The 17,399-nt window shown below is 72.3% G+C and carries 20 protein-coding genes; 4 read left to right on the plus strand and 16 right to left on the minus strand.

Going from position 1 to position 17,399, the window contains the following annotated elements; translation table 11 throughout:
* The first annotated feature begins 82 nt into the window (after window positions 1–82).
* A complete protein-coding gene (locus ACWDY5_RS09485; RefSeq protein ID WP_449721809.1) occupies window positions 83–250 on the plus strand; it encodes a hypothetical protein in 168 nt (55 codons plus the stop codon).
* On the opposite strand, the gene ACWDY5_RS09490 is transcribed toward ACWDY5_RS09485, so the two are convergent.
* On the minus strand, window positions 247–1,281 hold the full coding sequence (locus ACWDY5_RS09490; RefSeq protein ID WP_449721810.1) for a PHP domain-containing protein: 1,035 nt from the start codon (window positions 1,279–1,281) through the stop codon (window positions 247–249). The two genes, ACWDY5_RS09485 and ACWDY5_RS09490, sit on opposite strands and share 4 nt — an antisense overlap.
* A gap of 43 nt (window positions 1,282–1,324) precedes the next feature.
* Here ACWDY5_RS09490 and ACWDY5_RS09495 point away from each other — a divergent pair, with 43 nt between their 5' ends.
* Entirely contained in the window at window positions 1,325–1,768 is a 444-nt protein-coding gene (locus ACWDY5_RS09495) for a DUF6098 family protein (protein ID WP_449721811.1), read from the plus strand.
* 19 nt (window positions 1,769–1,787) lie between these two features.
* On the opposite strand, the gene ACWDY5_RS09500 is transcribed toward ACWDY5_RS09495, so the two are convergent.
* The 7 genes from ACWDY5_RS09500 to ACWDY5_RS09530 form a co-directional block, all read right to left on the minus strand.
* A complete protein-coding gene (locus tag ACWDY5_RS09500) occupies window positions 1,788–3,254 on the minus strand; it encodes a SulP family inorganic anion transporter (protein WP_449721812.1) in 1,467 nt (488 codons plus the stop codon).
* Window positions 3,255–3,307: 53 nt separating this feature from the next.
* Window positions 3,308–3,715, minus strand: a complete 408-nt coding sequence (locus ACWDY5_RS09505) for a RidA family protein (protein WP_449721813.1) — start codon at window positions 3,713–3,715, stop codon at window positions 3,308–3,310.
* Window positions 3,712–4,371, minus strand: coding sequence for a response regulator transcription factor (locus ACWDY5_RS09510; protein WP_283659749.1), 660 nt, complete (start codon window positions 4,369–4,371; stop codon window positions 3,712–3,714). The genes ACWDY5_RS09505 and ACWDY5_RS09510 overlap by 4 nt, the downstream gene beginning before the upstream one ends.
* A complete protein-coding gene (locus tag ACWDY5_RS09515) occupies window positions 4,353–5,474 on the minus strand; it encodes a hypothetical protein (protein WP_449721814.1) in 1,122 nt (373 codons plus the stop codon). Before ACWDY5_RS09515 ends, ACWDY5_RS09510 begins: the two co-directional genes overlap by 19 nt.
* A 461-nt stretch (window positions 5,475–5,935) precedes the next feature.
* Window positions 5,936–7,048: a sensor histidine kinase gene (locus ACWDY5_RS09520; protein WP_449721815.1), complete on the minus strand. Its 1,113-nt coding sequence runs from the start codon at window positions 7,046–7,048 to the stop codon at window positions 5,936–5,938.
* Window positions 7,049–7,058: 10 nt separating this feature from the next.
* On the minus strand, window positions 7,059–7,181 hold the full coding sequence (locus tag ACWDY5_RS09525; RefSeq protein ID WP_449721816.1) for a hypothetical protein: 123 nt from the start codon (window positions 7,179–7,181) through the stop codon (window positions 7,059–7,061).
* A gap of 54 nt (window positions 7,182–7,235) precedes the next feature.
* On the minus strand, window positions 7,236–7,862 hold the full coding sequence (locus tag ACWDY5_RS09530) for a DJ-1/PfpI family protein (protein WP_449721817.1): 627 nt from the start codon (window positions 7,860–7,862) through the stop codon (window positions 7,236–7,238).
* A gap of 60 nt (window positions 7,863–7,922) precedes the next feature.
* Here ACWDY5_RS09530 and ACWDY5_RS09535 point away from each other — a divergent pair, with 60 nt between their 5' ends.
* On the plus strand, window positions 7,923–9,260 hold the full coding sequence (locus ACWDY5_RS09535) for an aminotransferase-like domain-containing protein (RefSeq protein WP_449721818.1): 1,338 nt from the start codon (window positions 7,923–7,925) through the stop codon (window positions 9,258–9,260).
* A 224-nt stretch (window positions 9,261–9,484) separates the two neighbouring features.
* On the opposite strand, the gene ACWDY5_RS09540 is transcribed toward ACWDY5_RS09535, so the two are convergent.
* The gene (locus tag ACWDY5_RS09540; protein ID WP_449721819.1) at window positions 9,485–10,438 is read right to left on the minus strand and encodes a DMT family transporter; all 954 of its coding nucleotides are present in this window, start codon (window positions 10,436–10,438) and stop codon (window positions 9,485–9,487) included.
* Between ACWDY5_RS09540 and ACWDY5_RS09545 the strand changes: the two genes are divergently transcribed.
* Window positions 10,437–11,834: an aminotransferase-like domain-containing protein gene (locus ACWDY5_RS09545; protein ID WP_449721820.1), complete on the plus strand. Its 1,398-nt coding sequence runs from the start codon at window positions 10,437–10,439 to the stop codon at window positions 11,832–11,834. The two genes, ACWDY5_RS09540 and ACWDY5_RS09545, sit on opposite strands and share 2 nt — an antisense overlap.
* A 1-nt stretch (window position 11,835) precedes the next feature.
* Here ACWDY5_RS09545 and ACWDY5_RS09550 read toward each other — a convergent pair whose 3' ends face one another.
* The 7 genes from ACWDY5_RS09550 to ACWDY5_RS09580 all read right to left on the minus strand — a co-directional run bounded on the left by ACWDY5_RS09550 (window position 11,836) and on the right by ACWDY5_RS09580 (window position 17,234).
* Window positions 11,836–12,009 (minus strand): hypothetical protein, encoded by a 174-nt coding sequence (locus ACWDY5_RS09550; RefSeq protein WP_449721821.1) that lies wholly within the window; start codon window positions 12,007–12,009, stop codon window positions 11,836–11,838.
* A gap of 130 nt (window positions 12,010–12,139) precedes the next feature.
* On the minus strand, window positions 12,140–13,087 hold the full coding sequence (locus ACWDY5_RS09555; RefSeq protein ID WP_449721822.1) for a DUF3048 domain-containing protein: 948 nt from the start codon (window positions 13,085–13,087) through the stop codon (window positions 12,140–12,142).
* 151 nt (window positions 13,088–13,238) lie between these two features.
* Window positions 13,239–13,574, minus strand: coding sequence for a hypothetical protein (locus tag ACWDY5_RS09560; RefSeq protein ID WP_449721823.1), 336 nt, complete (start codon window positions 13,572–13,574; stop codon window positions 13,239–13,241).
* Between the two features lie 43 nt (window positions 13,575–13,617).
* A complete protein-coding gene (locus ACWDY5_RS09565) occupies window positions 13,618–14,430 on the minus strand; it encodes a class I SAM-dependent methyltransferase (RefSeq protein ID WP_449721824.1) in 813 nt (270 codons plus the stop codon).
* Window positions 14,431–14,512: 82 nt separating this feature from the next.
* Complete coding sequence (locus ACWDY5_RS09570; protein ID WP_449721825.1) at window positions 14,513–15,883, minus strand: NAD(P)(+) transhydrogenase (Re/Si-specific) subunit beta; 1,371 nt, start codon at window positions 15,881–15,883, stop codon at window positions 14,513–14,515.
* A complete protein-coding gene (locus ACWDY5_RS09575) occupies window positions 15,880–16,170 on the minus strand; it encodes an NAD(P) transhydrogenase subunit alpha (RefSeq protein WP_252484708.1) in 291 nt (96 codons plus the stop codon). The genes ACWDY5_RS09570 and ACWDY5_RS09575 overlap by 4 nt, the downstream gene beginning before the upstream one ends.
* The gene (locus tag ACWDY5_RS09580) at window positions 16,167–17,234 is read right to left on the minus strand and encodes an NAD(P) transhydrogenase subunit alpha (protein WP_449721826.1); all 1,068 of its coding nucleotides are present in this window, start codon (window positions 17,232–17,234) and stop codon (window positions 16,167–16,169) included. The genes ACWDY5_RS09575 and ACWDY5_RS09580 overlap by 4 nt, the downstream gene beginning before the upstream one ends.
* Window positions 17,235–17,399: the final 165 nt, after the last annotated feature.

Consider the following 17,399-nt stretch of genomic DNA (forward strand, 5'->3'; position numbering starts at 1 on the left):
TGCTTACCCGAGATCCGGCAGATCAGCACCTGGTGTTTGTGGATCCCGGTGATCGGGAACGGCCCTGGGGAGGAGGTGTGCGATGAACCGCCCAGCCGACGAAGTCCCCGAGGCCGATGCGTTGGAACAGAGGACCGAGGTGATGCCGGAGGAAGAGGACGTGCTCATCGACGTGCGGCCACTGGAGGCCGATCCCGCCGATGTGGCAGATCAGCACCGATCGGTCCCGCTGGATGAGGAAGACGTCTAGGTACGGGTACGTGCGTGGGAGGGGGCGCGGGCTTTGGTGCGGCGGCGGATCAGCTGGGCCGCCGTGCGGGTGTTGATCACTCGGTCCGCGTCCACTCCGCACTCCTGGGCCCGGGCGCAGCCGTAGCTGAGCCAGTCGAGCTGTCCTGGGGCGTGCGCGTCGGAGTCGATGGCGAACTCGCAGCCCAGGTCGACGGCCAGGCGGAGCAGCCTGCGGGGCGGGTCCAGGCGTTCCGGGCGTGAGTTGATCTCCACGGCCACGTGGTGGTCGCGGCAGGCGGTGAAGACGCGTTCCGGGTCGAACTGGGACTCCGGGCGGCCCTTGCCGGTGACCAGGCGGCCGGTGCAGTGGCCGAGGACGTCCAGGTGCGGGTTGGCCACCGCGGCGCACAGGCGTTCGGTCATCTCAGGGGCCGGCATGCGGAGCTTGGAGTGCACGCTGCCGACGACCAGGTCCAGCTCGGCGAGCAGGGCGGGGTCCTGGTCCAGGCTGCCGTCGTCGAGGATGTCGACCTCGATGCCGGTCAGGATGCGGAACGGGGCCAGCTGCTCGTTGAGCTGCCGGACCAGCTTGAGCTGGGCGCGCAGCCGGTCGGCGGAGAGGCCGTTGGCGATCTGGAGGCGGGGCGAGTGGTCGGTGAGGACGATCCACTCGTGGCCCAGCTCGCGGGCGGCCTCGGCCATCTCCAGAATCGGGCTGCCGCCGTCGGACCAGTCGGAGTGGGTGTGGCAGTCCCCGCGCAGGGCCTGGCGCAGCTCCTCACCGCCGGTGAGGGTGGGCGCGGTGTCCAGCAGCGAGGTGAGGTAGCGGGGCTGCTGACCGGCGAGGACCTCGGTGATGACGGCGGCGGTGGCCTTGCCGATGCCGGGCAGGTCGGCGAGCGTGCCACGCTCGACCCGCTCCCGGAGCTCCTGCTCGGTGAGCGGCTCGATGGTCGAGGCGGCGCGGCGGAAGGCCCGCACCCGGTAGGTCGGCTCGGCGGCCCGCTCCAGGTGGAAGGCGATCTGGCGCAACGCCCAAACGGGATCCACCAGGCAGGAATACCCCGGTTGATCCCGGGCAACTCCTCTGGCCATGGAGGCGGAGCTACCTACGCTGACCAGCCTGGACGAGCTGGCCAAGGTCGTCGACGAACACGCGGACGACCTGTACCTGCGCTGGTCGAAGGGACCGGACACCGATCAGGGGTCGGTCAGCAAGGACGAGCTGACCGGGGTCGAACTGCCCGGCCTGTCGGCCAGCCCGCTGGCGGTGGAGCGGTGGTGGGCGGACCGGCCGCTCACGGTGTGGGTGGCCCGCCGGCTCTACGACTACCGCCACCTGCGCGAACAGCGTGGACCGCAGGTGCGGCCCTGGCTCTTCCAGGGGCCTGAGGTGGGCCGGGGGCCGGACAACGAGCCGCTGGTGCGCTGCGACCGGGCGGTGGCCTGGATCGCCGAGGAGGTGCTGGCCGAGGCTGAGCGAACGGTCACGGAGTACCGCGCCGACTGGGGCCCGCTGGACCGCGGCAGCCGGTAGCCGGTAGCCGGTAGCCGCACTAGTGGTTCGTCAGTTCCCCGGTGAGCCTGCCGTGCATGGCCGCGCTGTGCTGGTTCAGGCCGATGATCTCCACCGTCTTGCCGCGCTCGGCGTACTTGGCGGTCACCGCGTCCAGCGCGGCCACCGTGGAGGCGTCCCAGATGTGCGCCCGGCTCAGGTCGATGACCACCTGGTCCGGGTCGTTCGGGTAGTCGAACTGACCCACCAGGTCGTTGCTGGAGGCGAAGAACAGCTCGCCGTTGACCGTGTAGACCACCCGGTCGTCCTCGCGGACGGCGTCCAGGGTGACCAGGTGGGCGACCCGGCGGGCGAAGATGACCATGGCGGTGATGGTGCCCGCGATGACGCCGACGGCCAGGTTGTCGGTGGCCACCACGAGCGCGACGGTGACCGCCATGACGCCGATCTCGCCGGCCGGCATCCGCTTGAGGGTCCTGGGCGCGACCGAGTGCCAGTCGAAGGTGCCCACGGCGACCAGCACCATCACCGCGACCAGCGCGGCCATTGGGATCTGGGAGACCAGCGGCCCGAACACGATGCACAGCACCATCAAGAAGGCGCCGGCCAGGAAGGTGGACAGCCGGGTGCGCGCGCCGTTCTTCACGTTGATCATGGTCTGGCCGATCATCGCGCAGCCGCCCATGCCGCCGAACAGGCCGGTGACCACGTTGGCGATGCCCTGGCCGATCGACTCGCGGGTCTTGTCCGAGCGGGTGTCGGTCAGCTCGTCGACCAGCTTCGCGGTCATCAGCGACTCCATCAGCCCGACCAGCGCGAGCGCCAGCGCGTAGGGCGCGATGATCTTGAGCGTGTCCAGGGTGAACGGCACGTCCGGCAGGCCGGGCACCGGCAGGCTGCTGGGCAGCTTGCCGCGGTCGCCGACGGTGGGCACCGCGATGCCGGCGGCCACCGTGATCGCGGTCAGCGCGATGATCGCCACCAGCGGCGCGGGCACCACCTTGGTCAGCCGGGGGAAGAACACCATGACCGCCACGCCCGCGGCGAAGAGCGGGTACACCGCCCACGGCACCCCGTACAGCTCGGGCAGCTGGGCCAGGAAGATCAGGATGGCCAGCGCGTTGACGAAGCCGACCATCACCGAACGCGGCACGAACCGCATCAGCTTGGCCACCCCGAGCGCGCCGAGCGCGATCTGCATCAACCCGCCCAGGATCACCGTGGCGACCAGGTAGCTCACCCCGTGCTCGCGCACCACCGGCGCCACCACCAGCGCGATCGCCCCGGTCGCGGCGGAGATCATCGCCGGGCGGCCGCCGAAGACGGCGATGGTCACCGCCATGGTGAAGGAGGCGAACAGGCCGAGGCTCGGGTCGACCCCGGCGATCACCGAGAAGGAGATCGCCTCCGGGATCAGCGCGAGCGCGACCACCAGCCCCGCGAGCACCTCGGTGCGCAGGACCTTGGGGTTGAGCCAGACGGGACGGGCGAAACGGGACGAGGCCACGAGAGCAGAACCTAGCTCGCGGCGCGCCGAATGATCGAATCCAGTGGCCCCGGTCACCCCCGGGGAACCGCGGCCACCGCCTCCACCTCGATCAGGATGTGCGGGGCGGCCAGCCCGGCCACCACGATCAGCGAGTGCGCGGGCCAGTCCCCGGCCGGGAACCACTGCTCGAACAGCCCGGCCCGCCCGGCGCGCACCGCGGGCAGGTGCTCGGTGCCGGCGACCATGGTGAACAGCTTCACCAGGTGCTCGGGACCGCCGCCCGCCTCGGCGAGCAGCGCGGCCAGGTTCTCGTGCGCCTGGCGGGACTGGGACTCCGCGTCGGCCGGCATGCTGCCGTCCGGCCGGGCCCCGATCTGGCCCGAGACGAACAGCAGCTCGTGCCCGGCTGGCGCGGTGGCCAGGTGGCTGTACTGGCCGACCGGCGGGCCAACCACCGCCGGGCTCCAACGCTGGATCACAGGTCCTCCAAGGCAACCAGGCCGTCCTGGATGGCGCGGGCCACCAGCGCGGCCTTGGTCGGGGCGGCCCGGCCGACGTTGGCGTACTTGATCCGCACCCGGTCGATGTAGGTGTTCACGGTACGCGCGGACAGGCCGAGCTTCTGCGCCACCATCTCCTTGGACTCACAGGTGAACCACTCCACCAGCACGTCCTGCTCGCGCGGCGCGAGCCGGGGCCGGTTGCCCCTGGTGTCGGTGCCGATCGCACCGGCCAGCGCCGGGGGCGTGTACGGCAGGTTGTTCGCCGCGGCGCGGATGGCCGCCACCAGGTGCGTCTGGCCCTCGGCCTTGGTCAGGTAGGCGAAGGCGCCGATGTCCACGCAGGTCAGTGCGGTCTCCGCGTCGTCGCGCATGGTGTAGACGATCACCTGCCGCCCGGCGTCGACCAGCCTGGTCAGGTCGCCGTAGCCGGGCTGGGTGGTGTTGCCCAGGTGCAGGTCCAGCACCACCACGTCGGCGCTGGCGCCGGGCTCGGTCCAGGCCTCGGCGACGGTGGGCCCGGTGGCCAGCACCTCGATCGGCGGGTCGGCAAGGCTGCACCAGGCCTGGACACCGGCCACGATCGCGGGGTGGTCGTCCACCACCACCGCGGTGATCAGTTCTGCGCTCGCCACTTGGCTTCCACCCACACCCGATCCGCGTTCACCAGGTTCGTCACCTCAACGCCGTCGGCCCGCACCACCGGTGGTTCCGGAGCGTCGGCGACCACGCTCACCGTAACGGCGTTAGCCGAACCGACCACGGTCACCCTCGCCGTGCTGGCCGCGGCGACCAGGGTGGCCAGCGCCGGTTCGGTCAGCGCCCGCCGCACCGCCAGGTCCAATGGTGGCCGCTGCCCGCGCACCGCGAGCTGCACGCTCACCCCCTGCCGCTGCGCGGTGTCGATGCAAGCGGCCAGCTCGTGCAACAACGGATCCGCCACCTCATCCCCCTCCGCGAACAACCGCCGCATCCGCGCCGCCTCCACCGCGGCCCGCCGCCGCACCAGCTCATCCCCGGGATCGGCCCGCCCCGCGGCCAGGTCCACCAGCAACGGCAACGCGGTCCGCGACAACGCGGCATACCGCTCCTGGTGGTCCCGCTGCAACTCCGCCGCGATCGCCGTCGCCGTCCGCCGCTGCTGTTCTGCCCGCGCCGCCACCGCCGCCTTCGCCGCGATCCGGTGCAACATCACCGCGGCGAACCCCACCGCCACCTGGTAACCGAACACGGTCACCCCGGCGATCAACAGCCCCACCAGCGCCGCCCGGTTCGCCTGCCCCACCAGGACGAGCTGGCCGAGGTTGACCGCCGCATGCACCCCGAGGAAGATCAGCAACGCGCCAATCCCCTTGTCCAGCAACAACAGTATCCCGAACCAGCCGAGCAACATGAAGGACCATTCGGCCCGGCTCACCACCAGCTCCGGCGGCACCCCGGTCAGCGCGAGCAGGGCGGAGCCGAAGACCAGGACGAGCAACGGCCAGCGCCAGCGCCCCGGGTCGGCACGGACCGCGCAGAAGACCGCGACCGCGAACAGGACGCCGAAGGCGACCAGCTCCATGGCCAGGGACCGGTAGACCTCGGCGTGCGCGATGATCACCGGCAGGGCGAGGCCGAGCAGTCCGGCGAAGGTGATCAGGACGGTGGCCAGCCGGAGGCCGCGCAGGTAGGCGGCGGCGGTCCACCCGGGGCTCCGGGTGGCGACGGTGTCTGTCTCCGGGCTGGCCGGGGCCACGGCGGGGGTTGGTCGGTCGGAGGTCCGCGCCGATTCGGTGCCAGCCTCGCCAGCGGTTCGCGCCGCGGCGGTGCCAGCTTGGTCGCCCGTCCGGTGTGCGGCAGTGCCAAGCTCATCGCTGTTCTGGCTTGCGGCAGTGCCAGCTTCGTCACCGATCCGACCTACGCCAGCGCCAGCCTCATCGCCAGTCCGACCTACGGCAGTGCCAGGCTCATCGCCGACCCGACCTACGGCACCGCCAGCCCAACCAGCCGTCCGCTCCCCCGCACCGCCAGCCCAACCAGCCGTCCGCTCCCCCGCACTGCCAGCCTGCCCAGCCGCGCGTTCCTCGCCACTGCCAGCCTGCCCGGCCGCGCGTTCCCCGGCCGCGCCAGCCTGCCCAACCCTCCGCTCCGCCCCGCCATCCCGCCGAGCCCAAGCCCGCCGCACCCGCGCCAGCCACCCGCCCCACGACCCCCGGCTCATCCGGGCCACTCCAACCGCACCGTCGTCCCCTCCCCCGGCGCCGACCGCACACTCCCCCGCCCGCCGACCCGGTCCATCCGCGCCACCACCGACCCGGTCAGCCCCCGCCGCTGCGCCGGCACCGCCTCGACCGCGAACCCGGCTCCCTCGTCCCGTACCTCCACCACTACCCGGGCCCCGTCTCCGGACACCACCAGCGACGCCCGGTCCACCCCGGCGTGCCGGTGCACGTTGCGCAGCGCCTCGGCCACGCCGCGCGCCAGGGCGTCGGCCACGTCCGCGGTGACCACCGGCTGGTACTCCAACCGTAGGTCCACCGCCACGGGTGCCGACTCGGCGACGCGGGTCAGGATCGTGGTCAGGTGGACCGGTTGGTGGTCGGGTTCGGGGCGGGTGGCCAGGGCGGCGACGTCTCTGGCCGCTTGTTCGGCGAGCCAGGGTTCGGGTTTGGTGGCCACGCCCATGCCGACCATCAGCAGGGTGGCCGCGCCGGTGTCGTGCAGGGTTGCCAGGTACTCGCGGTGTTCCCGGTCCCTGGCGGCTTCGACCTCGGCGGCGCGGGCCGCTTCCGCTGCCTGGGCGGTGGCGGTGTCGGCTGCCCTGGCGCCCCGGCAGACCAGCACGAACAGCAGCCGCGCGAGCCCGGCCTCGACGAACAGCCAGAGGCCGTAGGGAATTCCGGTGTCCCACTCGGCGACCAGCGCGACACCGCCGGAGTAGGCCACGAACAGCACCAGCACCACCACGACCAGCGCGCCGGGCGCGGGCGGGATCCGCCACTGCCAGCTGACCGCGACCACCGAGACCATGACCAGCACCCAGCTGGTCCCGTCGTCGAGTGCGGCGGCGGGCTCGATCTCGCCCTGGAGCAGGCACAACGCGGTCAGCACGGCCAGGTCGACGGGCAGCACCCAGCGTCCGTCGGCCCACCACAGCACCAGGTTCCACAGGTTGACGGCCAGCACGGCGGCGATGGTGACCGGGAGGTTCTCGGCGCCGGAGAGGGGCGCGAGCAGTCCGGCGCAGGCCAGCACGACTGTGCGCACGAGCAAGGAGTACCGGAGGGCTGAGCGACGGAACTCGCGTTCGATCGCCCAATCCGGGTCCATGGCGGAGAGACTAGCCCCTGGGAGCGAGGTGGGTCCGCCGATAGTCGCTGGGAGGGAGGCCTACTTCACGGCGGAAGATCGACCGGAAGTTCGCCGAGGTGCCGAAGCCGGTGGCCGCGGCGATCCGCTCCACCGGCCAGTCCGAGCGGGACGGGCCGCAGATCAGGACGCGGTAACCCAGGCACCATTAACCCAGTGTAAGAGCCTGGTCAGACCGCAGGTACGGGCGCACGTTGCGCATGGCCCTGCCTATGTACTCCTCCTTCTCCCCGACTGGCACCACATAGGCAAGAGCCTCCTCCGCGACCTCAGGACCGGCCAGCCTGGCGATGATCCAGGTGGCCAGGTAGTGCGAGGCGAGACAGCCACCGGCGGTGGCCACGTTGTCCCTGGCGTAGAAGGGCTGGTTCAGCACCTCGACCCCGGCGGCCACCACCCACGGCTTGCTCTTGAGGTCGGTGCAGGCCGGGACGCCGTTGAGCAACCCGAGCCTGGCCAGCACCAGCGTGCCCGAGCACTGCGCGGCCAGCAGCTGGCGGGCCGGGTCGAGCCCGCGCAGCACGGCCATGATCGCGGGATCCTCGACCACCTCGCGGGTGCGGGACCCGCTGCCCACGATCACCGCGTCGGCGGCGCAGGCCTCGTCCAGGGTGGCCATCGACTCGATCACCACGCCGTTCATCGAGCGGACCGTAGGCACAGGACTGGCGATGGTCACCCGCAGCTCCGGCTGCTTGACCCGGTTGAGCAGGCCGAGCGCGATGAGCGAGTCCAGCTCGTTGTAGCCGTCGAAGGTCAGGATCGCGATGTGCATGGCGCGAGCCTAGGCAGCCGATCCATGACAGTCGAAAAATTGTCATGCATACAATCAGCCATGCGGATCCCCCGGTACAAGCGCCTGGTGGACGCGCTGGCCGCGGACATCCGGTCGGGGCGCCGGCCAGTGGGCACCCGGCTGCCCACCCACCGCGAGCTGGCCGCGCGCGAGGGCATCGCGCTGGTGACCGCCTCCAGGGTCTACGCCGAGCTGGCGGCGATGGGACTGGTCAGCGGCGAGCAGGGCCGGGGCACCTTCGTCCGTGACCTGGCGCCGCGGCCCGGTCAGGGCGTCGACGAGCAGTCGGTGGCCGCCGACGCGGTGGACCTCAGGTTCAACTACCCCTCGGTGCCTGGCCAGGCCGACCTGCTGCGCCAGGGCCTGCGCGAGCTGGCCACCGCGGGCGAGCTGGACTCCTACCTGCACTACCAGCCCCATCGCGGCCGGGCCAAGGACCGGGCCGCGGTCGCCGAACACCTCCTGCGCCGCGGCCTGCGGGTGCCCGCGGACCAGGTGCTGCTGGTCAGCGGCGCCCAGCACGGTCTCGCGGTGACCGCCATGGCCGCGCTGCAACACGGCGACGTGGTGGCGGTGGACGCGCTGACCTACCCCGGTTTCACGGTGCTCGCGCGCACGCTCGGGCTGGAGCCGGCGGCCGTGCCGGTCACCCGGTCCGGGCCGGATCTTGGTGCGCTGCAACAGCTCTGCGCCCAGCGCCCGGTCCGCGCGATCTACACCATGCCGACCCTGCACAACCCGCTCGGCTGGGTGCTCTCCCGCACCGCACGGGAACGCCTGGTCGCGATCGCCCGCCGCCACGACGTGCTGATCATCGAGGACGCCGCCTACGCCTACCTCGCCGAGGACTGCCCGCCGCCGCTGGCCGCGCTCGCCCCGGAGCGCACGGTCTACGTCTCCAGCCTGTCCAAGAGCGTGGCCACCGGCCTGCGGGTCGGCTTTGTCGCCGCACCACCGGACCGGGTGGCCGCGATCGAGCGCGCGGTCCGGGCGACCACCTGGCACACGCCCGCGCTGACCACCGAGCTCGCCTGCCGCTGGCTGGCCGACGGCACCGTGGACCGCCTCGAAGCCGAGAAACGCGCGGACGCCAAGGCCCGGCAGGCCATCGCCCGCGAAGCCCTGGCCGGACTCACCGTCCTCGGCCACCCGGCCTCCTACTTCCTCTGGCTACCGCTGGCCGAGAGCGCACGGGCGGACCGCATCACGGCTTCCCTTGCCAGGCACCACATCTCGGTCTCCACCGCCGAGCAGTTCGCGGCCACTCCCGTTGTGCCGCAAGCGCTCCGGCTAGCCCTGGGCTCGGTCGAACCCGCCGAGCTGCGCCGGACCCTGCACACGCTCCGGCAGGTGGTCGAGGCGGACGCGCTCCGCTGACTTGGCACGATCCTTGGCCTGGGAAAGCGACTACGGCTGATCGAGATCAAGTTCCTCGCCCGGGTGTGCGGCGGGATGGTGCCGCGTGTGCCTACGGGTAGGCGCACGCGGCCACCGCCGCCGCAGCGTCGCGTCTGTCCCGCCCGGACAAACGCGCCGGCTCGGCGGCCTCGGCGAAGAAAACCCCCAGTTGCCTCTTCGCCCCCCACCCGCCATGGACAACCCTAGGACCGGCGGGCCACCTGTGGTGACGGTCGATCGACCCGCACGGAAGGAGCAACTGTCCGACTCCGCTGCGTGAGCACCACACAGGCCAGCACGACCACCGCCATCAGCGCGGTGTACAACCCGATCTCCTCGCCGAGCAGCAGCGCCGCCCAGCTCAGGGTGAACACCGGCTGGGCCAGCTGCACCTGTCCGACCTTGGCCACCCCGCCGCGGGCGAGTCCGGCGTACCAGGCGAAGAAGCCGAGGAACATCGACACCAGGCTCACGTAGGCGAAGCTCGCCCACGCCTGCCAGCTCACCGCGGCCGGTGCGATGGGCAGCGCGGAGAACACGGTGAGCGGCACGGTCAGCGGCAGCGAGATGACCAGCGCCCAGCAGATGGTGCGCGCGCCGCCGAGGTCGCGGGCCAGCGCGCCGCCCTCGGCGTAGCCCAGGCCGCACAGCACCACCGCGGCCAGCAGCAACAGGTCCGCGAACTCGAAGCTCCCGCTGAGCCCGCCGGCGGTGCCCAGGAACACCAGCACCGCGAGCAGGCCGGCGCCACTGGAGAGCCAGAACCGGCCGCTGGGCCGCTCCCCCGCGCGCAGCACCGCCCACACCGCGGTGGCCGCGGGCAGCACCGCGATCACCACCGCGCCGTGCGAGGCGGTCTGCACGGTCAGCGCGAGCGAGGTGAACAGCGGGAAGCCGATGATCACGCCGAGGGCGACCAGCAGCAGCCGCCCGACCTGGCGCCGGTTCAGCCGTCCCCAGCCGGTCAGCCACAGGTAGCCGAGGGCAAGCACCCCGGCCGCCGCGGCCCGGCCGAAGGCGACGAACCAGGGGTTCAGCTCGGCCACCGCGAGGCGGGTCAGCGGCAGCGACAGGCTGAAGCTGAGCACGCCCAGCGCGCCGAGCAGGAAGCCGCCCGTTATCCGGTTCTGGGCGATTACGTTACTCTTGTCCCTCATGAATGACGATAACGCCGCCCGCCGCGTTATCCAAGAGCTGCGGGCGCAGGTCACCTCCGCCGCCGTCGGTTCTCGGCTGCCCTCGGTGCGGGATCTCATGGCCAGGCACCGGATATCGCCGGTCACCGCACAGCGGGCAATCCGTCAGCTGGCCAGCGAGGGCCTGGTGGAGGTGCGGCCGGGCAAGGGCAGCTTTGTCGCCTCCCGCGCCACCGGCGTTACCGAGGTGGCCGACCTGTCCTGGCAGGCGGTCGCCCTCGGCGAGCGCAGGGCCGGTGAGGAGGCGCTGCCCGAACTGCTGGCCATGCCGCGCCCCGAGCTGATCCCGCTCTCGGCCGGCTACCTGGAGGCCGCACTGCAACCGGTGAGCGCGCTGGGCGCGGCGCTGGCGCGAGCGGCCCGGCGGCCCTCGGCCTGGGAACGCGGCACCGTGGAGGGCCGGCTGGAGCTGCGGTCCTGGTTCGCCCGCCAGGCCGGTGGGGCTTTGCGGGCCGGGGACATGGTGGTCTGCCCCGGCGGGCAGTCCGCGCTGGGCACCGCGTTGCGCGCGCTGTGCGTGCCGGGCGACACCGTGCTGGTGGAAGCGCCGACCTATCTCGGCGTGATCGCCGCCGCGCGCACCTTCGGCCTGCGCGTGGTGGGCGTGCCGGTGGACGCCGACGGCGTGCGCCCCGACCTGCTGGCCGCCGCGTTCGAGCGCACCGGGGCCCGGCTGTTCTACTGCCAGCCCGCCTACGCCAACCCGCACGGCGCGGTGCTGGCCCGGCACCGGCGGGCCGAGGTGCTGGCCGCGGCCCGCGCGGCCAGGGCGTTCATCCTGGAGGACGACTGGGCGCGGGACCTGGTGATCGAGGGCGAGCGGCCGCCGCCGCTGGTCGCCGAGGACCTCCATGGCCACGTGGTGCACCTGCAGTCGCTGACCAAGGCGGGCGCGCCCGGCCTGCGGGTGGCCGCGATCGGCGCGCGCGGCGCGGCCGGCGCGCGGATCCGCACCGGCAGGGTGACCGACGACTTCTTCGTCTCCGGGCCGCTACAGGAGGCCGCGCTGGAGTTCGTGGCCTCCCCGGCCTGGGCGCGGCACCAGCGCACCCTGCGCGCCGAACTGCTGGCCCGCCGGGACACCCTGGTCGCCGCGCTGGCCACGCACCTGCCCGAGCTGACCCTTGCGGTGCTGCCCCGCGGCGGGCTGCACGTGTGGGCCCGGCTGCCCGACGGGGTGGATGATCTCGCGCTGACCACCGCGGCCGCGGCGCACGGCGTCGTCGTGTTTCCTGGACGACCTTGGTACGCCGCGGAACCACCGGCTCCGCATCTCCGGCTGACCTTCGGCGCGGCCGCCCCCGAGGTGCTTGGGGAGGGGGTGCGGCGGCTGGCCGCGGCGTTCGCGAGCTTGTGACTCAGTCCCTGGCGCTTGCCTGCTGGGGCACGATCGGCGACTGGGGACGGCGCTGGATCTCGTCCAGCATCTCGGCGATGGTGTCCGGCACGAACAACTCCACCACCTTCTTGGCCGCTGCCAACATGTCTTCGCGGGTGGCCACCGCGTCCTGCTGGACCACGCTCTGGTACATCACGACCTCACTACCTCAGCCTCCGCCGGCCGCGCCCGACTTCCCTTGCCGGACAACAGATCTACCTGCCAGTACGGAGTTACCGGCAAGTCATCGCCCGATCGGCCTTATAGGTGCTGCGTCACAGCGTTCATGCTGGTACAAGCAACACGAGGAGTGGTCCAGTAGCGAAAGTGAGCGGCCGACCGCCCGGTTGGGTGAACGTGGTCCCGTTGTCAGCAGCGGGCCGTGACCACCGGCCCTGATAGGACCGCCCGTCCCGCAGCACGGTGGCCTCGCCGGAGCCGACGGTCTGCGCGAACGGGCTGGTGCCCTTGCTGTCCCGGAACGGCGAGTCGCGCACCACGACCTTCTGCACCACCACGGTGGCCACGCTGAGCGCGCCACCCTCGGCCGCGGCCAGCGGCGCGCCGTCCATGCCGACCCGCCAGCGCTGCTCCTGCGGGTTGTAGTCCAGCGACACCACGGCCGCCGGGTAGCGCACCACGTGCTGGGTGGTCTCCGCGCCACCCTCGGGGGCGGGGCCGAAGCGGAACCCGATGTCGCGCACCGCACCCGCGCCGGGCGCGGCGGCCAGCAGCTTCTCCGGGCTGGCGTAGGTGTTGTGCGGGGCGGCGCGGCGGGAGTCGTGGGTGTAGGCGTCCCGGGCCTTGTCCGGCGGCACCGGCACCAGCGGGGCGGCGGTGATCCGCGGCGCGAGCTCGGGCGCGGAGCCGGAGTAGGCCAGCGCGGGACGCTGGAACTGTTGCAGCAGCTCAAGATCTGACTCCCGGGCGCTGCGCACCGGCCCGACCGAGGCGGGCAGCCGCGAGCTGAACACCGCGACGAACCGGGTCAGCCCGCCCTCAACCGGTTCCAGGTAGAGCAGGTCGGCCTGGGTGAGCCCGGTCTGCGGACGCGCGGGCGAGACGTTGTCGACCTTGACCGCGAGCACCGGCTGACCGGCCGCGGCCGGTAGGCCGGTCAGCGGCGAAGGAGCTTCGGCCGCGGAGCTGGACGGGCTGCTGGGCGGCGGTGCTGGGGTCGAGCAGGCGCTCAGCAGCAGGAGCGACAGGAGCGGGACGGTCAGTGGGCGCACGGCAACCTCCCGGCGGGGCCAGTGCAGTGAGGTTAGCGAGTTCGGGGGGTGCCAGCGACCGCACTTTCAGGTGAGCACTTCCTCGTCCAGCCGCGCCCCGGCCTTGGCCGGCTCCTCGTCGACCCGGCGGCTCCCGGCCATGCCGGTGATCTTACGGCCACTTGGCGATGACCAGCTGCGGCGCGAGCCGGGTGTGCGGGGCGGGCAGGGCCATCAGCTCGGCCACCACCTCGCGCAGGCTGCCCGCGCAGTCCCAGACCACGCCGCCCTTGGCGCCGGGCTGGTCGGCGAGCAGGCGGACCGCGCGGGCGTCGTCGCGGTCGGCGATGAACACCGCGTCGGTGAAGTCGCGGTCGGTGAACGAACCGGCCAGGCCGAGGGTCTGCCCTGCCTCGACCCAGGGCCGGAAGACCCAGCCTGCCTCGCGCAGCGCGGCCAGCACGACCAGCTCCGGATCGTCCTGCGCAGCCTCTTGCCCTGCCGTCATCGTTCACCTCGAATCCGCTTGCTTGCGCAGCGTACCCTCATGCTCACGCTGTGAAACCGCTGGGTGCGAAGGCCACGGCCAGGTGCAGGTTCATCGCGCACGGCACCCGGCCGTCCGGCAGCACGGTGACGGTGCTGTCGAAACAGCGGCGCAGGGTGGCCAGCGCGGGCGGGTCCAGCGGGCCGAGGTCGTAGATCTCGACCATCCGCGCCCACACCTGGTCCAGTCCGCCGGTGAGGTCCAGCCGGATGGTGCGCCAGTCCACCTGCCCGAACCCGGCGCCGCCGAGCACCTGGTCCAGACCGGCCCGGTGCCGGGCGCGGCGGTCACCCAGCTGGGGCTGGCGGCGGTCCACCGGGACCTCCTCCAGCACCGAACGGGTGAGGTCGTTGAACACCTCGTAGGCGGTGCCGGGCACGGCCCCGCCGGGCAGCACCACGGCCAGCACGCCCTCGGGCGCGAGCACCCTGGCCAGTTCGGCCGCCACCCGGTCCAGGTCGCTCAGCCGGGCCAGCGCGAGGTGCGAGACGCAGGCGTCGAAGCTGTCGTCCGGGAACGGCAATGCGCTCGCGCAGGCCACCGCGAGCGCCGCACCGGCGAGCGCGGGCCGTTGGCGGGCAACGGAAAGCGGCTCCGCGGCCGGGTCGGTGCCGGCCAGCCGCCTGGGGTGCGCGTGCGCCAGCAGGTCGAGCAGGTGGCCGTCGCCGCAGCCCAGGTCCAGCACCCGGCGCTGACCGGCGACGACATCGCTGAGCACCTGGTAGCTGGTCCGGCCGTCCGGGACCCGGCCCGCGTCGACGGTCAGGCGCCCCAGGTGGATCGGTCCCAGCGACGCCTCGCGCGCGGCAACCATCATGATCGAAGAAGATACGGCAGCCGGGCCACCGTGATCGTCAAGGTGGTGGACTCGCGCGCCGTGTCACCGGAAAGGCGCAACGCTAGGCCAGTTGTTTCACCGCGGTGACCAGGCTGGCGAGTGAGTCCTTGGCGTCGCCGAAGAGCAGGGTGGTGCGCGGGTTGAACAGCAGCTCGTTCTCGATCCCGGCGAACCCCGGCCGCATGGAGCGCTTGAGGAAGACCACCGACTCGGCCTTGTCCACGTCCAGGATCGGCATGCCGTAGATCGGGCTGTCCGGCTGGTCCCTGGCGGCCGGGTTGACCACGTCGTTCGCGCCGATCACCAGGGCGACGTCGGTGCTGGCCAGCCGGGGGTTGACCTCCTCCATCTCCTTGAGCTGCGCGTAGGGCACATCGGCCTCGGCGAGCAGCACGTTCATGTGGCCGGGCATCCGGCCGGCCACCGGGTGGATGCCGTAGGCGACCTCCACCCCGCGCGCGGCCAGCAGGTCGGCGAGCTCGCGGACCACGTGCTGGGCCTGGGCGACCGCGAGGCCGTAGCCGGGCACCACGACCACGGTGCGGGCGTAGCCGAGCTGGATGGCGATGTCCTCCGGGGTGCCCGCGCGCACCGTGCGGGACTCGGCCGGTCCGCCGCCGCCGACCGCGGTGGCGGTGAAGGCGCCGAAGAGGATGTTGGTCAGCGAGCGGCCCATGGCCTTGGCCATCAGCCGGGTGAGCAGGGTGCCGGAGGCGCCGACCAGGGTGCCCGCCACGATCAGCAGGGTGTTGCCCAGCACGTAGCCGGAGGCGGCCACCGCCAGGCCGGTGAAGGCGTTGAGCAGGGAGATCGCGATCGGCACGTCCGCGCCGCCGACCGGCAGCACGAACAGCACGCCGAGCAGCAGCCCGGCCACGGTCAGCCCGATCACCAGCCCGGTGGACGCGGTGGGCAGCACGGCCACCGCCAAACCCAGGCACAGCACGGAAACGCCGATCGCGGTGGACCGTCCATAAGGGAGGGTCACCGGTCGGGTGGTCATCAGCTCCTGGAGCTTGAGGAAGGTGAGCAGGCTGCCGGAGAAGCTGACGCTGCCGACCAGCACGCCGAACACGGTGGCCGCGCGCATGCCGGTGCTGCCCGGGGTGGCCAGGAACTCGGTGAGCGCGACCAGGGCCGCCGCCGCACCGCCGACGCCGTTGAACAGCGCGACCATCTGCGGGATCGCGGTCATCTTCACCGCGCGGGCCGCGGGCACGCCGACGACCACGCCGATCGCGATGGCGGCCAGGATCCAGCCCACGTTGCCGATCCGGCCGTCGAAGAAGGCGACCAGCACCGCGAACAGCATGCCCAGCGCGCCGACCAGGTTGGCCGCGCGGGCATGCTTGGGCGTGCTCAAACCTTTGAGCGCCAGGATGAAGCACAGCGCGGCGAGCAGGTAGACGAGGTGCACCAGGTCCTGGCTCATCGCCTGCGCTCCTTGCCGCCGAACATGCTCAGCATCCGATCGGTGGCGACAAATCCGCCGACCACGTTGACCGTGGCGAAGACCACCGCGAGCAGCGCCAGCACCAGCTCCACGGTGCTTTCTGCCTTGCCCGCCACCAGGATCGCGCCGACCAGGATGACGCCGTGAATGGCGTTGGCGCCGGACATCAGCGGGGTGTGCAGGATGGTGGCCACTTTGGACACCACCTCGAACCCGAGGAAGACCGAGAGCAGGAAGATGGTCAGCAGACTGATCTCGCTGGTCACGTCGCCTCCTTTGTGACGCAACAGCTTGCCAGGATCTCATCGGCCAGCGGGTCGGCGCGCAGCTCGCCGTCCACGGTGAGGTGCCGCACGAAGTTGGCCATGTTGCGGGCGTAGAGCGCGCTGGCGTGCGCGGGCATGCCGCTGGGCAGGTTGAGCGCACCGAGCACGGTCACCTCGCCGTGCCGGACCTCTTGCCCGGCAACGGAAAGCTCGCAGTTGCCGCCGGACTCCGCGGCCAGGTCCACCAGCACCGAGCCGGGAGCCATGCCGGCCACCATGTCCGCGGTCACCAGCACCGGGGCCTGCTTGCCGGGCACCGCGGCGGTGGTGATCACCACGTCCGCGGCGGCGACCTGGGTGGTGAGCAGTTCCCGTTGCCGGGTCAGGAAGTCCTCGGACTGGGCGGCGGCGTACCCGCCCGCGCCCTCCTGACTGCCCAGCTCCAGTTCGAGGAACCGGGCGCCCAGGCTGCGCACCTCCTCCGCGGCCGCGGCCCGCACGTCGTAGGCGGAGACCACCGCGCCCAGCCGCCGCGCGGTCGCGATCGCTTGCAGGCCGGCCACTCCGGCGCCCAGCACCAGCACCTTGGCCGGGGCGATGGTGCCCGCCGCGGTAGTGAACATGGGCAGGAAGCGCGGCAGCCGTTCCGCGGCCAGCAGCACCGCGCGGTACCCGGCGACCAGCGCCTGGGAGGACAGCGCGTCCATGCCCTGGGCCCTGGTGATCCGGGGCAGCAGCGCCAGGCTGTAGGCGGTGATCCCCTTGTCCCGCAACGCGGTCAGCGCGTCCTCGGGCGGCACGAACAGGCTGACCACGGTCGTCCCGGCCCGCACCACGGCCGGGTCGGGTGGCTGCACGCCGACCAGCAGGTCGGCCGCGCCGAGGTCCTCGGTGAGCTGGGCCCCGGCGGCGTGGTAGTCATCGTCGGATGCGCAGGCGTGGTGACCGGCGCCGGACTGCACGAGCACGGTGAGTCCCGCGCCGGTGAGCAGGGGAACCGTCCCTGGCAGACAGGCAACCCTGCGTTCGCCGGCCCGCGACTCCGCGGGTACTCCGACCTTCACAGCGCCAACCGTAACGGACGTACGGTGATCTGGACCACATTTCCCGTTTCACCGTATTGACCCCCATTGGTGGCTGGAACCCCGCTGTTCTGCGGCTTCCACGTCCATCGGAGATCATCCGCACCGGGCCGAACCACTCGGACGGCGGTAGCCGATACGGTCAAC

Source organism: Crossiella sp. NPDC003009, from assembly GCF_053591555.1.

Bases quoted from the DNA above. Each gene is read 5' to 3' on its own strand.
- ACWDY5_RS09550 (WP_449721821.1), bottom strand. From the start codon at position 12,009: ATGTACCAGAGCGTGGTCCAGCAGGACGCGGTGGCCACCCGCGAAGAC.
- ACWDY5_RS09530 (WP_449721817.1), bottom strand. From the start codon at position 7,862: ATGCACATCGCGATCCTGACCTTCGACGGCTACAACGAGCTGGACTCG.
- ACWDY5_RS09570 (WP_449721825.1), bottom strand. From the start codon at position 15,883: ATGAGCCAGGACCTGGTGCACCTCGTCTACCTGCTCGCCGCGCTGTGC.
- ACWDY5_RS09495 (WP_449721811.1), top strand. From the start codon at position 1,325: ATGGAGGCGGAGCTACCTACGCTGACCAGCCTGGACGAGCTGGCCAAG.
- ACWDY5_RS09535 (WP_449721818.1), top strand. From the start codon at position 7,923: ATGCGGATCCCCCGGTACAAGCGCCTGGTGGACGCGCTGGCCGCGGAC.
- ACWDY5_RS09540 (WP_449721819.1), bottom strand. From the start codon at position 10,438: ATGAGGGACAAGAGTAACGTAATCGCCCAGAACCGGATAACGGGCGGC.
- ACWDY5_RS09520 (WP_449721815.1), bottom strand. From the start codon at position 7,048: ATGGACCCGGATTGGGCGATCGAACGCGAGTTCCGTCGCTCAGCCCTC.
- ACWDY5_RS09485 (WP_449721809.1), top strand. From the start codon at position 83: ATGAACCGCCCAGCCGACGAAGTCCCCGAGGCCGATGCGTTGGAACAG.
- ACWDY5_RS09545 (WP_449721820.1), top strand. From the start codon at position 10,437: ATGAATGACGATAACGCCGCCCGCCGCGTTATCCAAGAGCTGCGGGCG.
- ACWDY5_RS09565 (WP_449721824.1), bottom strand. From the start codon at position 14,430: ATGATGGTTGCCGCGCGCGAGGCGTCGCTGGGACCGATCCACCTGGGG.
- ACWDY5_RS09560 (WP_449721823.1), bottom strand. From the start codon at position 13,574: ATGACGGCAGGGCAAGAGGCTGCGCAGGACGATCCGGAGCTGGTCGTG.